Origin of the sequence: Nocardia miyunensis NBRC 108239 (assembly GCF_001613065.1) — a bacterium.
GTDB lineage: Bacteria > Actinomycetota > Actinomycetes > Mycobacteriales > Mycobacteriaceae > Nocardia > Nocardia miyunensis.
The window spans coordinates 77,819-91,397 of the sequence record NZ_BDBQ01000037.1; the positions used below are offsets into that span (position 1 = coordinate 77,819).

Sequence of the window (13,579 nt, forward strand, 5' to 3'; positions counted from 1 at the left end):
GACGAGGCTACGGTGCGACCGTGTCCGGTTCCTCGGAGCGTTCGGCCGCCGCGGCCAGCCGTTGCTCGAGGCGCTCGCCCTCGATATCCGGGTTCGGGACGTACTTGGCGAACCACTGTGGGTGATACCAGAATTGGCGGTGCGCGATGGCCATGACCGCGGGGACGAGCGTCAGCCGCACGACGAAGGCGTCCAGCAGCACACCCACCGCGAAACCGAATCCGATCGCCTTGATCGTCGGATCCTTGTTGATCATGAAGGCGACGAAGATCGAGAACATGATCAGCGCGGCGGCGGTCACCACGCGCGCGGAGTAGCCCGTGCCACGCTCGACGGCAAGGCGCGCGTCGCCGTTCTTGGTGAAGTCCTCCTTGATCCGGGAGACGACGAAAACCTCGTAGTCACTGGACAATCCGAAGATGATGCCGAGCATGATGATCGGCAGGAAGCTGACGATCTCGCTCGGCGCGATACCGAAAATGTGCTGCCCCCAACCCCATTGGAACAGCGCCACCTCCGCGCCGAACGCCGCGCCCACCGAGAGCAGGAAGCCGATGATCGACTTGATCGGCACCCAGATGGTGCGGAAGGCGAAGGTCAGCAGGATGAATGCCAGGCCGACCACCACGGCCAGGAAGACCGGCAGTGCCGCGGACAATTTCGCCGAGACGTCGATATTGGACGCGGTCGTCCCGCCCACCAGAATCCGGGTGCCGGTGGAACCCTCGATCGTGCTGCGCTGGTCGCGAATCGAGTTCACCAGATCGGCCGTCTTCGGATCGTTCGGGCCGGATTTCGGCACGACCTGGATCGTGTCCAGAGCGCCGTTACTGGCTGCGGGAATGACGGTCTCGACATCGGCAGCTTGCTCAGGGCCTGCATGATCGGTGTGACCTGGGCGGGATCGGTGACGTTGTCGACGACGACCAGCAGCGGCCCGTTGTACCCGGGCCCGAAATTCTCGGCGACGATGTCGTAGGCCCGCCGCTGGGTGTCCGAGGTCGGTTTGGACGAGCCACTGGGCAGGCCGAGATTCATCTGCGTCGCCGGTGCCGCGATCAGCGCGAGCAGGGCGATGCCGAGAATGAGAACCGGAATCCGCCACCGCACGACGAATCGCGCCCAGACCGCGCCCGCGGTGCGCTCGGGCCGCTCGACGGCCTGCCGGGCGATCGCCTCGGGACGTCCCGGACGCAGCGGGGATTGCAGGAATTTCGCCACCGTCCATCCCGCGAAACCCAGCAGCGCGGGCAGCAGCGTGAGCGAGACGAGCAGGGCGACCAGAACCGCGGCCGCCGCCGCCAGACCCATCACCGTGAGGAACGGAATGCCCGCGACGGCCAGCCCGCACAGCGCGACGATGACCGTGATCCCGGCGAACACCACCGAGCTGCCCGCGGTGCCGACCGCCAGCGGCACCGAATCCTCGACGCTCATATCCGTCATGAGGTTGTTGCGGTGGCGGGACAGGATGAACAGCGCGTAGTCGATGCCGCACGACAGGCCGAGCATGATGGCCACGGTGGTCGACGCCGAGGCGATGGTGACCACCGAGGCCAGCGCGGTGACTCCCATCAGCGTGACCACGATCCCGACGATCGCGTTGAGGATCGGCAGGCCCGCGGCCACGAAGGCGCCGAAGGTGACCAGCAGGATCACGAACGCGATGATCATGCCGACGATCTCGGGCACTTCGGACACCGAGATGAGCCATCCGGGGTAGGCGCTGCCGGAATACTCCACCTGCACACCGGAGTTCTGTGCCGGTTCGACCGCGCTGCGCACCGCGTCGAAGGTCGAGTCAGGCACGTCCGCCGGGGCCTGCGAGTACTGCACGGTCGCGATGGCCGCCTGCCCGCTCGGCGAGATCGTCTTGGTCTGGAAGGGGTCACCGACCGCGACGACGCCCGGAATCGCCCGCAGTTTCGTGATCATCTCACCGATCGAGGCCATGTTCCCGGCGTCGGTGATCTTCGCGTTGCCGTGCGTGGCCAGCACGATCTGTGTCTGCCCACCGGCGGCCGCGGGCATCTGCCGGGTCAGCAGCGTTGCCACATCATCGGATTCGGTGCCCGGAATGGTGAAGTTGTCGTTGGTCTTCCCGCCGCTCATCGTGCCGAGCACGATCATGGCCACCGCGAGCAGCAACCATAGGGCAAGCACCAGCCTGCGGTGGCTGAGGGACCATTTCGCCAAGCGATACAAATAGGTGGACATCCAGCGGCCTTTCCCGTGGCAACGATCAGTCGAACCGGTGGCCTACTTCGCTCTTGCGTGGGTGCCGCGCCGGAATCGCTCGCCGTGCCAGCACAGCCCGCAATCTCGCAGCATACCGGCGGATGACGTCACTTCGGTGCACCTGCGGCGACGTTGCCTGGTCGCGAAATCGGGTGCATCCGCGGTCAGGTGCTTCCTGGCGGCGGATTCGATCGTCGCGGCGGCCTTCGTGCTGATCCGGATGTCGGGCTCGCGAGCGGGCGCCGGATCCCGGGTGTGCGAAGGGGTTACCGCCCGCCGCGGCGAGTTGCCTTCGGCGGCAACCGATCAGGAAATGGCTCGGGGCGAAGCGTCGACCGAGGCGGTCAGCAGGGCGAACACCGCGTCGAGTTGATCGCGTGCCTGGTCGATCTCGGCCGCCCGGCCCGCGATGTGGTGCAGCAGGGCGCGCTGGAAGATTCCGTCGATGGCGACATAGACGGTGCCGGACGCCAGGGGTGATTCGGTGCCGGAGAGTTCGCAGTAGCGCGAGACCACCCGCCAGATCATCTCCTCGCGGCGGGCTTCGATATCGAGGACGTCGTCGCGGAAGGAGTCGTCGAACAGGCTCTGGTTGCGCAGGTCGTACCACAGCCGATGGACCGCGGCGTCGGCCGCCAGCGTGCCGAAGAAGGTCGCGGCGAACTCGGTGCGCAGGCCCTGGGCGGTCTCGGCCGAGGCGACGACCTCGTCGTATCGGGTGACGCAGACCGCCTCGTACTGGCGTACGGCGTGCGCGATCAGGTCGAGCTTGTCGGTGAAGTAGTAGTGCAGCACGCCGTGTGAGTACTCGGAGTTCTGCGCGATCTCGCGCAGGCTGGTTCGCGCGTAGCCGAGTTCGGCCAGCGTGTGCAGGGTCGCCCTGGCCAGTTCGGTACGCCGCGCCTGGAACTTGTCGCGGGCGCGTTCTGCCACACGGGCTTTGGGGTCGGCGACCTGCGTCACGTCGAGTCCTGTCGGGTTCACGTCATGTCTGTGCTCCGAGTGTAGCGGTACGGGCAGGGCTGGCCTTTGACGAGCGTCCAAAGAACTCTTGACGAGTGTCAAAGAAAGTCTTGACGATTGTCAAGATTTCCACCTACTGTGGCCTGCGACACACCACGGCTGTGTCTCACATCGCACTCGCAAGTTCTCCACGCTTGCGAATCTCAACGAAGAGGTATCGATATGACGAGCTACAACCTGGCCGGACGTTGCGCACTGGTGACCGGCGGGGCGCAGGGCCTGGGCGCGGGGATGGCGCAGGCGCTGGCGGCGGCGGGCGCCTCGGTGGCGATCGGCGATGTCAACGTCGAGGGCGGTCAGCAGGCCGTCGAGGAACTGCGCGAGACCGGCGCGAAGGCCGAATTCGTGGGTTTCGATGTCACCGACGACGCCGGATGGGAGTCGGCGGTCACCACGACGGTGCAGGCCCTGGGCGGACTGGACATCGTCGTCAACAACGCGGGGATCGAGGTCACGAATCTGCTGGTCGATCTCGACCCCGTCGCGACGTCGAAGATGCTGCAGGTCAATCTGCTCGGTACAGCCCTGGGTATCAAGCACGCCTTCCGTGCCATGCGTCCCGGCGGCGCGGCCGGGAGCGGCGGAGCCGTGGTCAACATCGCATCGGTCGCCGCGACGATCGCGTTCCCGGGCATCGGCATGTACTCGGCGACCAAGTCCGGCATCGACCGCCTGACCAGGGTTGCCGCGGCCGAATCCGGCAAACTCGGGTACGGGGTGCGGGTCAACTGCATCTATCCGGCGCTGACCCCGACCGCCATGGGCAACAAGCTCGCCGTCGACTGCGCCGAACTCGGTCTGTTCCCCTCCCCGGAGGCCGCGGCGCTGGCGGTCGCCGAGCTGACCCCGCTCGGCCGCCTCGGCCAGATCGACGACATGGCCGACGCCGTGGTCTTCCTCGCCTCGGACGCGGCGAAATTCATCACCGGCGCGGGCCTGCCCGTCGACGGCGGCATGGGCATGTAGCCCGGTAATTCCCTTTCATCGCAACAACTTTCACCGACAGCCGATTTTCGAGGAGTTCAGCCATGCCCACCGACAAGCGCGTCGTCGTCTACGGAGCCTCCGGCTACACCGGTCGTCTCATCTGTGAGTACCTGCGCGAGTACAACATTCCGTTCCTGGCCGCCGGGCGCGACCACGGGCGCGTCAAGGCCGCGGTCGACGCCGTGCCCGGTATCGACACCGTCGAGCACGAGATCGTCGAGGTCGAGCACACCACCGCGGCGCTGACCGAGGCGTTCCGGGGTGCGGGCGTCGTGCTCAACACCGTCGGGCCCTTCGCCCGCTACGGTCACGAGGTCGTGCAGGCCTGCCTGGAGATCGGGGCCCACTACACCGACACCAACGGCGAGCAGAACTGGATGATCGACGTCGAGGCCCGGTACGGCGCCGACTTCGCTTCGCGCGGACTGCTTCTCACGCCCGGCCTGGCGCAGATGTACTCGATCGGCGAGATCGCCGCGAACATCTGCCTGGAGAACCCGGGCCTGGACACCCTCGACATCCAGGTGTTCTGGAAGGGTCATCCCACCGTCGCCTCGACCAACACCATCCTCACCAACGCGGCCTTCGCCAAGGCGTACTACCTCGAGCAGAACGAGTACGTCGAATGGCCGCCCGAGGAGGGGCTCTACACGGTCAGCGTGCCCGGACAGCACGAACTCGGCCTGGCGCTGCCCTGGGGCGGCACCTCGCATCCGGTGTGGTTCAAGAACGATCCGCGCGTCGCCAACGCCCGCGCGCTGGGCGGGGTGTTCAATCGTCCACTGATGCAGGGTGTTCCGGTGCTGGTGGCCGCGGCGTTGCAGCAGATGGAAGGCAAGTCCGAAGAGGAGAAGTACCGCATCATCGACGAGCAGTCGGCCGCGATCCGCAGCGAGATGCCCCCGCGGGAGAACCCCCGGATCAACACCTCACTGGACTCGGTGTACGCCTCGGGTCCACTCGGGCGCGCGCACTGCGTGATTCACGGCAACTGCAACTACAAGCAGACCGCTTTGCTCAACGCGCACGCCGCGGCCGCACTGGTGCAGGGCCCGCCGCGTCGCGTCGGATTCGCTTCCAGCTGCCAGGCTTTCGGGCACCGCGAACTGCTCGGCACGCTGCGCGCGTTCGGCCTCGTGCTGGATCCCATTGTCACCGTTCACCATTGAGGTCGACGATGCGTCTCGCGGATTATCTCGACAAAGGCGCGTCGCTCGGTCGCGAGGCGCCCTGCCTCACGACCGGCGGCGTGAGCGCCACCTACGGCGAGGTCCAGGATCGATCCGCTCGCATCGCCGGTGCGCTCCAGCGCACCGGCATCGCGGCGGGCGATCGGGTGGCGGTGCTGGCGGCCAACGACCCCCTCGCACTCACCTGCGTATTCGGCATATCGCGGGCGGGTGCGGTGTGGTGCCCGGTCAATCCTCGCAACGAGGCCGAGGAGAACCGGCAGTTGTTCGACCTGTTCGGGTGTCGGCTGCTGTTCTTCCAGGAGAAGTTCGCCGGGCTCGTCGACCGGATCCGCGGTGATCTGCCACGCCTGGAATGGCTCGTCTGCCTCGACGGTGACGTCGAGTGGGCGACGCCCTTCGAGGACTGGCTGGCCGAGCATCCCGGAGAGCCGGACGAGTCGCGCCGCCCCGAGGGCGGCCTGTGCATGCTGGCCGGCACCGGCGGCACCACCGGGCGGCCGAAGGGCGTGCGGCTCACCGAGATCAACATGATGACCTCGACCGCGCTCGCGCTGATGAGCTATCCGTTCGGCGATCGGCCCAGGTATCTCGCGCTCGCGCCGCTGACCCATTCGGCGGGCGTGCTGAGCTTCCCGATCCTGAGCCTCGGCGGTGAGGTGGTGATCATGCCCGCGCCCGACATCGGGGAATTCCTGGCGTTGGTCGAGCGGCATCGCATCACGCACGCCTTCCTGCCGCCGACGGTCATCTACGGCGTGCTGGACCATCCGGATCTCGACCACCGCGACCTGAGTTCGCTGCGATGTCTCTGGTACGGGGCGGCACCGATGTCGCCGACCCGATTGCGGGAGGCGCTACAGCGGATCGGACCCGTCCTGGGCCAGCTGTTCGGACAGACCGAGGCGCCGAATATGATCGCCACGCTGGCGCCGGCCGATCACTTCCGCCCGGACGGGTCTGTGGCGGTCGAGCGGCTCGGCTCGGCCGGTCGGCCGACGCCGCTGACCACGGTCGCCATCATGGACCAGCGGGGCGCACTGCTCGCCCGGGGTGAGCGCGGCGAGATCGTCGTGCGCGGACCGCTGGTGATGGACGGCTATCACGAAAATCCTGATGCGACAGCCGAAGTCAGCGCCTTCGGGTGGCATCACACGGGTGATATCGGCTATCTGGACGAGGAGGGTCTGCTGTTCGTCGTCGATCGTGCCAAGGACATGATCATCACCGGCGGGTTCAATGTCTACTCCGCGGAGGTGGAACAAGCCCTGCTCGCGCATCCCGCGGTGAAGGATTCGGCGGTCGTCGGGCTCCCCGATCCCAAGTGGGGTGAGCGGGTCACCGCAGCGGTCGAACTGCGGGTCGGCCAGCAGGTCGAGAGTGCGGAGATCATCGCGTTCGTCAAGGAACGAATCGGAAGTGTGAAGGCGCCCAAGGATATCGAGATCTGGACCGAGCTGCCCCGCAGCAAGGTCGGCAAGATTCTCAAGGGTGAGGTCCGGGCGACGATGCGGGACAAGTACGCGATCTGAGCCCGCCCCAGGTCGGAGTCCATCGATTACGGTGCGGGCAAGATTACGCTGCCCGCACCGTAATCGCTTCTACGCCAACATGTTATGTCGAGATGGACTGTGATCCGTTGTGCCGCCGTATCGTTTGAGATGCGCCTCGCCGGCGGCGCGAATCCTGGTACATCTCGGCCACCGTGGGTGCGGCCGTACCGTTTGCCGTGCCCCGCGTTGCGCCGATGGGTGGAAAGGCGGGGAAGATGCTCCGAAACACCCTGTTCACAGTGCGGCGTGCGGTGGCTGTCGTCGCCCTCCCGGTGGCCGCGACCGCCGTGTTCGCCGGGATCGCCTCGGCCGACACCGGGCCGGTGGCCGCGCCGGTCGCGGGTATTCCGCTCCAGAGCGAGGACACCGCGACGAATCCGAATGCCGCGATCCCCGACCCGGTCCTGAACGGCGCGTCCCTGGGCGGCTCGGTCGGTTCCGCGATCGGGTCGGCCGTCGGCCTGGCGACGGGCTCGGTGACCGGCTCGGCCGGATCCGCCCTGGGCACCGTGATCGGCGCTCTGGTCGGCGCGACGAACCCGGGGATAGTTCCGCAGGTCCTGCCTTGAGGTAGTTGCTGGTGGCAGCCGAAAACCGTTGATCAATACAGTGTTTCGCCGACATGCTCGCGTCGAGGGTGATGCTGGAGCCGGTGCCGGTGTCAGCGGCCCGGCGCCGTGATCGGCGATCCACGCGGTCCGAAACTGTTGTCCATCAGTGCATTTCACTGGTGTGCGGGGCCGCGCAGCGCCACCGCAGGCACCAATCGGGGTACCGGTGGCAGCGGTGCGGATTCGGCGGACGCGCGGAACGCCTCGATCATGTGGGCGGCGAAACGGCGGGAGGCCGCGAGGCGCGCGGCGGGCGTAGTCGCGTGAATTCCGTTGTTGGCCATGATCATCAGGATCAGGTCGTCCAGCACGACGTCGGGCCGCAGTCGGCCGCTGTCCCTGGCGCGGCCGAGCAACTCGGCCGCGCCGGTCAGCGAGGCCGTGCGGATGGCGGCGAAGTCCATCGCATGCGGAAATGTGGACATGAAGGCCGCGGTGAAGCCGTGATCGCGGGCCTGTAGTTCGCAGAGTTTCTCGATCGCGCCGCACAAGCCGAGCCATGGATCGGGGTCGGCGAGTCCTTCGTCGACGATGGACCGGCAGGCGAGCATCTGATCGGTGAACGCCTCGGCGATCAGCATCTCCTTGGTCGGGAAATGGCGGTAGACCGTGGCGGGGCCGACGTCGGCGCGGCGGGCGATCTCCCGGATCGGCACGTCCAGGCCGTCGGTGACGAATATCGAGCGGGCCGCGTCGAGGATGCGTTCGCGGTTGTCCCGGGCGTCCGATCGCAGGTTGTGAGGCAAATGGGCGGTCACCGCTCTCACTTTAGCTAAACGGACGGGGGCGTCCGTTACGGTCCCACTGGTCGGTTCCGGTCGAGGAGAATACGGAGAAATCAGTGCTCGCTGTGGTGGTCGAAGAGTTCGGAAGTCCCGATGGTCTGGCGGTGGTCGACCTGCCCGACCCGAGTCCGGGCGGCGGGCAGGTGTCGATCGCGACCGAGGCGATCGGTGTCGGCGGTGTCGACGCGCTGATCCGCAGCGGTGCGTTGGGCGACTACGGATTCGCCTCCGGTCACATCCTCGGCAGCGAGGTCGCGGGTACCGTGACCGCCGTCGGCGAGGGCGTCGACACCGCCTGGGTGGGGCGGCGGGTGTGGGCGTTCACCGGCACGGGCGGCGGGTACGCCGAACAAGCCCTCAGCTCTGCCGCGACCCTCATCCCGCTGCCGGACGCCTTGTCGGCCGCCGACGCGGTGACGCTCGGCACTTCGGGAATTGTGGCCCATTTCGCTTTGCGCCATGCGCATTTCGCGCGCGGCGAGTCGGTATTGGTGCGCGGTGCGGCCGGAGGTATCGGCGTCATGGCGGTCCAGTTCGCGGCCCGGGCCGGTGCGCGTGCGGTGGCGGTCACGACCTCCTCGGCCGAGCGCGGCGATCGTCTGCGCGCACTCGGCGCGACGCATGTGCTGGACCGAAGCGGCCGGGGCCCGGCCGACGCTCCGGCGGGATACGACGTCATCATCGACATCGTCGCCGGACCCGATCTGCCCGCGTTCTTCAGCAGACTCGAGCCGAACGGCCGCATGGTCGCCGTCGGCGCGATGGGCGGCTGGCCACCGGCGGACTTCGGCAAGGAGATGGTCGCGGCCTTCCAGAAGTCGATGTCCTTCGCCACCTTCAGCGCCGACACCGTCCCCATGCCCGAGCGGCAGGCCGTCACCGCCGAGATCTTCGCCGACGCCGCTCGGGGAGAGTTGAAATCGATTGTGCACGAGATACTTTCGCTCGACCAGGCGGCACAGGCCCATCAGCGGATGGACGACGGAGAGGTCTTCGGCCGGATAGTGCTCACCCCGACGCGGTGAGGGGCGATCCACCCGGGCGCGCGGCCGCGCGGGATGTGGCGTTACCGTGAGACACGACGCTCGTTTCCACCAGTGTGCGGTGTGGCGTCCGAGGCCGGAGGGGGCCCGGACACCGGACGTGGTTCTTGCAGCCTGGACATCAGCCGATCGGGTGAAAAGGGGAGCAGCTCATGACCGAGGAAGTCCGCGGAGCCGAGATCGGTGCTCCGATCGTCACGGCCGCCGATGGGTCCGTCGTGTCGTACGAGGCGGTGGCGTGGGCGGCCGCCGACGCGGCGCTGCACGGATGCCCGCTGGATGTGCTGACCTCGGTGGGATTCGAGGTGGCGTACGGGCCCGGGGCATTCGTGACCGCGGAGGTGGTCGAGCAGATGCGCGGCGGCGGTGAGCAGATCGTGGCCGAGGCGGCGCGGATCGCGGCGGAGGTGACCGCCGCGAACCCCGTCGAAATCCACCGGGAGGTGACGTTCGATCCCATCATCGCCGTTCTGATCGCACGATCGCGAGGCGCGCGCGCCGTGGTGGTCGGCAGCCGGGGCCGGGGCGCGATCCAGCGCGCACTGCTCGGTTCGGTGAGCTGGGCCATGATTCACCACGCGCACTGCCCGGTCGTGGTGGTGAGCGGGACCGCGGGCAGCGACGCGGTCTCCGCGCACAAGCCGGTTCTCGTCGGTGTCGACGGGAGTGAGCAGAATGTGGCCGCCGTCGCGATCGCGTTCGAGGAGGCGGCGCGACGGCGCGTGGAACTCACCGCACTGCGGTGCTGGAGTGATTCGAGTGGCGGCGAATTTCCCCTCGGCGCATGGGATGACGTGCGGGACAAGGAGTTCGCTCGGCTGAGCGAAGATCTCGCCGTGCACCGCGAGCGTCATCCCGACGTTCCGGTGCGCAGTATCGTCCTGCGCGATCAGCCCGCGCGCGCCCTGCTGGCCGAATCCGATAACGCGCAGTTGGTGGTGGTCGGCAGCCGCGGCCGAGGCGGATTCACCGGGATGCTGCTCGGATCGACCAGCCGGGCGCTGGTGCAGTCGGTCGAATGCCCGATCATGGTCGCCCGCGAGCCCGGTGTCGCGAGCCCGGCCGAGTAGGTGTCGTGCTCCCCCGGGCTTCACCCGGTCGGCCGAGGTCATCTTCCCCGGGGAACCTGGTTGAACGGGATGTCGCGGTCGGCGGTGTGTTCGCGGGGCATGCCCAGGACGCGTTCGCTGATCAGGTTGCGGGCCATCTCGGTGCTGCCGCCGCCGAGGCTGCCCGCGTTGCGGAACAGGTAGTCGATGCCGACCTGTCCGGTGCCGGGGCCATCCGCCGCGCCGGTCGCCGCCGCGGTGCCCGCGATGCGCAGTGCGGAATCCGTTTGCAGCCAGGTGGTTTCCGCGCCGAGCAGGCGGACGAGTGAACCCGCGGCCGGGGGCATGTCGCCGATGGCGATCGCACCGGAGACGTGGGCGATCAACTGGTCGCGCACGATGCGCATCGTGCGCGCCGCGCCGATGTCCTCCCGCACGCTGGGATCGTCCAGGCATCCGGTGGTGCGGGCCAGATCGATGAGGGTGTCGGCCTCGCCGCCGAGATTCGGCTGGTCGCCGCTGATATAGGGCGAGCTGCCGCCCACCGCGGCGCGTTCGTGGTGCAGCAGCGTGCTCGCGGCCGCCCAGCCGCCGCCCACCTCGCCCACCACCGAGCCGGCGGGAAGCCGGACGTCGTCGAAGAACTCTTCGCAGAATTCGACCGATCCGGTGACCTGTTTGATCCGGCGGATGGTCAGGCCCGGGGCCTTGGTGGGTACGAGGAAGAGCGTGAGCCCCTGATGTTTGGGCACATTCCAATCGGTGCGAGCCAGGCAGAGCCCGTAGTCGGCGGCGTACGCGCCCGAGCTCCAGATCTTGGTTCCGTTGAGTACCCATTCCTCGCCGTCGGGTTCCGCGCGGGTGATCAGACCGGCGAGGTCGGACCCGCCCCGCGGCTCGGACAGGAATTGCACCATGAGCTCCTCGCCCCGCAGGACCGCGGGGAGCCGGGCGCGTTTCTGCTGCTCGGTCCCCAGATCAAGCAGTGTCGCCGCACAGATGGCCAAGGTCGGCACATTGAGCGCCAACGGCATCTCGTAGCCGAGCGACTCGGCGCTGAACGCCCGCTGATGAGCGGGTGTAAGTCCTTGTCCGCCATACTCTTTCGGGAAGCAGATCCCGGCGAACCCGCCGTCGAACAGGGTCCGCTGCAGTTCGCGATGGCGGGTCCAGACGGCGTCCTCGAAGGCGCCGACGTAGTACTCGGTCGTGCGCGGCAGGTTCTCCCGGAGCCAGCGGCGAGCCCGGTCGCGAAAACTGTCGACGGGTTCGATTGTCGTGTGGCGTTCGGTCATGGCGGAACTCTCTGAGAATATGACTTGTCGATCTTGAGAGTAATGTTCTCACAAGTTCTGTCGAGCGGTCATCTCGGAGCGGAGAGAACGTCGTCTCGCTTACCCTGTGACCCAGGGCACATAACCCGCAGCAGTTCAGGTCCATCGGGCCGCGGTGACAGGAGTGAGCATGACCGCCACCACGCAGTCGACGAACGAATCGATCACCGAACCGTTGCGCTCGCGACGTAACCACTGGAACAACCAGGTACATCGCCATTCGCTGATGACGCCGGACCGCACGGCGATCAGGTACCTCGACTCCTCGACCACGTGGCGCGCGCTCGACGAACGGTCCCGCGCGTTCGCCGCCGCCCTGTACCGCCGCGGCGTGCGGTTCGGCGACCGCGTGCTCATGGCACTGCTGAATCGTACCGAGTACATCGAAGCGGTGTTGGGAGCCAACCTGATCGGCGCGATCCCGGTTCCGGTCAACATCCGCATGAGCCCGGCGGAGGTCTCGTACCTCGCCACCGACAGCGGCGCGAAGGTCATCGTCACCGAGAAACCGCTTGTGCCGCTGCTGGATGCGGTGAGCGCGGCCACGGATGCGATCGAGACGATGATCGTGGTCGACAGCGACGCGGATCCGGCGCATCTCGACTACGAGGCGCTGCTGACCGAGGATCCCTCCGATCTGCCCGGGATCGACGTCCCCGAGGACACCGTCGCGCTCATCATGTACACCTCGGGCACCACGGGAAAACCCAAGGGCGCCATGCTCACTCACACCAACCTGCAGGCGCAGGCGGTGACCACGATCAACGCGGCCGCCGGCGGTACGGACGAGGACGTCGCGTCGATCGTCCCGCCCATCTTCCATATCGCCGGAATCGCGGGGTTCGCGCCGGTCTTCTACCGGGGAATCCGGGCGGTGATTCATCCGCTGGGTGCGTTCGACGCCGACGCCATGCTCGACACCCTGGAACGCGAGGGTACGACCTCGGTGTTCATGGTGCCCGCCCAATGGCAGGCCGTCTGCGCGGCACAGCGGGCCAGGCCGCGCGAACTCGCGCTGCGGACCATCAGCTGGGGCGCCGCCCCGGCTTCGGATTCGGTGCTCACGGCGATGAACGAGACCTTCCCGCAGGCGCTGAACACGACCGCGTTCGGGCAGACCGAGATGTCCCCGGTCACGTGCGTCCTCGACGGCAAGGACGCGCTGCGCAAGATCGGTTCGATCGGCAAGGTGGTGCCCGCGGTCACCGCGCGCATTGTCGATCCCATGATGAACGACGTGCGGCCCGGCGAGGTCGGCGAGATCGTCTACCGCGGCCCGAATCTGATGAAGGGCTACTGGCAGAACCCGCAGGGGACCGCGGAGGCGTTCCGCGGCGGGTGGTTCCATTCCGGCGACCTGGTTCGCCAGGACGAGGAGGGATTCCTCTACGTCGTCGACCGCGCCAAGGACATGATCATCTCCGGCGGTGAGAACATCTACTGCGCCGAGGTCGAGAACGTGTTGTACGGGCATCCGAAGATCTCCGAGGCCGCGGTGATCGGTCGCGCACACCAGAAGTGGGGCGAGGTGCCGGTGGCCGTGGTCGTGCTCGCCGACGGCGCCGGTGAGCTGCCCCTCGCCGAACTCGAGCCGTATCTCGACGAGAATCTCGCTCGCTTCAAACATCCGAAGGATCTGGTGATCCTGGGCGAGCTGCCGCGCAACGCGAGCGGAAAGGTCGTCAAGCCCGAACTCCGCAAGGCTTACGGGAGCAAGGACGCCGGTTTGGCCGACTGAGCGGACGCTCACGCGCGTTCAGTTCAGC

The 13,579-nt window shown here is 67.5% G+C and carries 12 protein-coding genes; 7 read left to right on the forward strand and 5 right to left on the reverse strand.

Features of this window, described 5'->3' with window-relative positions:
- Positions 1 to 7: 7 nt before the first annotated feature.
- The 3 genes from NM2_RS51625 to NM2_RS15740 form a co-directional block, all read right to left on the reverse strand.
- Positions 8 to 802, reverse strand: a complete 795-nt coding sequence (locus tag NM2_RS51625) for an MMPL family transporter (protein WP_245718050.1) — start codon at positions 800 to 802, stop codon at positions 8 to 10.
- Entirely contained in the window at positions 757 to 2,217 is a 1,461-nt protein-coding gene (locus NM2_RS15735; protein WP_245718051.1) for an MMPL family transporter, read from the reverse strand. The genes NM2_RS51625 and NM2_RS15735 overlap by 46 nt, the downstream gene beginning before the upstream one ends.
- A 327-nt stretch (positions 2,218 to 2,544) precedes the next feature.
- Positions 2,545 to 3,201 carry a TetR/AcrR family transcriptional regulator gene (locus NM2_RS15740; RefSeq protein ID WP_067669195.1) on the reverse strand — a complete coding sequence of 219 codons (657 nt, stop codon included), beginning with the start codon at positions 3,199 to 3,201 and terminating at the stop codon, positions 2,545 to 2,547.
- Between the two features lie 222 nt (positions 3,202 to 3,423).
- On the opposite strand from NM2_RS15740, the gene NM2_RS15745 reads away from it, so the two are divergent.
- From NM2_RS15745 to NM2_RS15760, 4 genes are all read left to right on the forward strand, one after another.
- The gene (locus tag NM2_RS15745) at positions 3,424 to 4,227 is read left to right on the forward strand and encodes an SDR family NAD(P)-dependent oxidoreductase (RefSeq protein WP_067669197.1); all 804 of its coding nucleotides are present in this window, start codon (positions 3,424 to 3,426) and stop codon (positions 4,225 to 4,227) included.
- A gap of 62 nt (positions 4,228 to 4,289) precedes the next feature.
- Complete coding sequence (locus NM2_RS15750; RefSeq protein WP_067669199.1) at positions 4,290 to 5,417, forward strand: DUF5938 domain-containing protein; 1,128 nt, start codon at positions 4,290 to 4,292, stop codon at positions 5,415 to 5,417.
- A gap of 8 nt (positions 5,418 to 5,425) precedes the next feature.
- Complete coding sequence (locus tag NM2_RS15755) at positions 5,426 to 6,970, forward strand: acyl-CoA synthetase (protein WP_067669201.1); 1,545 nt, start codon at positions 5,426 to 5,428, stop codon at positions 6,968 to 6,970.
- Between the two features lie 236 nt (positions 6,971 to 7,206).
- Positions 7,207 to 7,560, forward strand: a complete 354-nt coding sequence (locus NM2_RS15760; RefSeq protein ID WP_157121115.1) for a hypothetical protein — start codon at positions 7,207 to 7,209, stop codon at positions 7,558 to 7,560.
- A gap of 155 nt (positions 7,561 to 7,715) precedes the next feature.
- Here NM2_RS15760 and NM2_RS15765 read toward each other — a convergent pair whose 3' ends face one another.
- A complete protein-coding gene (locus NM2_RS15765; protein WP_174575639.1) occupies positions 7,716 to 8,360 on the reverse strand; it encodes a TetR/AcrR family transcriptional regulator in 645 nt (214 codons plus the stop codon).
- Between the two features lie 83 nt (positions 8,361 to 8,443).
- Here NM2_RS15765 and NM2_RS15770 point away from each other — a divergent pair, with 83 nt between their 5' ends.
- Positions 8,444 to 9,412: a zinc-dependent alcohol dehydrogenase family protein gene (locus NM2_RS15770; RefSeq protein ID WP_067669208.1), complete on the forward strand. Its 969-nt coding sequence runs from the start codon at positions 8,444 to 8,446 to the stop codon at positions 9,410 to 9,412.
- Between the two features lie 170 nt (positions 9,413 to 9,582).
- Positions 9,583 to 10,500, forward strand: coding sequence for a universal stress protein (locus NM2_RS15775; protein WP_067669210.1), 918 nt, complete (start codon positions 9,583 to 9,585; stop codon positions 10,498 to 10,500).
- A 38-nt stretch (positions 10,501 to 10,538) separates the two neighbouring features.
- Here the strand turns inward: NM2_RS15775 and NM2_RS15780 are convergent, their stop codons facing one another.
- Complete coding sequence (locus NM2_RS15780; RefSeq protein WP_067669212.1) at positions 10,539 to 11,774, reverse strand: acyl-CoA dehydrogenase family protein; 1,236 nt, start codon at positions 11,772 to 11,774, stop codon at positions 10,539 to 10,541.
- Between the two features lie 169 nt (positions 11,775 to 11,943).
- Here NM2_RS15780 and fadD5 point away from each other — a divergent pair, with 169 nt between their 5' ends.
- On the forward strand, positions 11,944 to 13,551 hold the full coding sequence (fadD5, locus tag NM2_RS15785) for a fatty-acid--CoA ligase FadD5 (protein ID WP_067669214.1): 1,608 nt from the start codon (positions 11,944 to 11,946) through the stop codon (positions 13,549 to 13,551).
- The last annotated feature ends 28 nt before the right edge of the window (positions 13,552 to 13,579 follow it).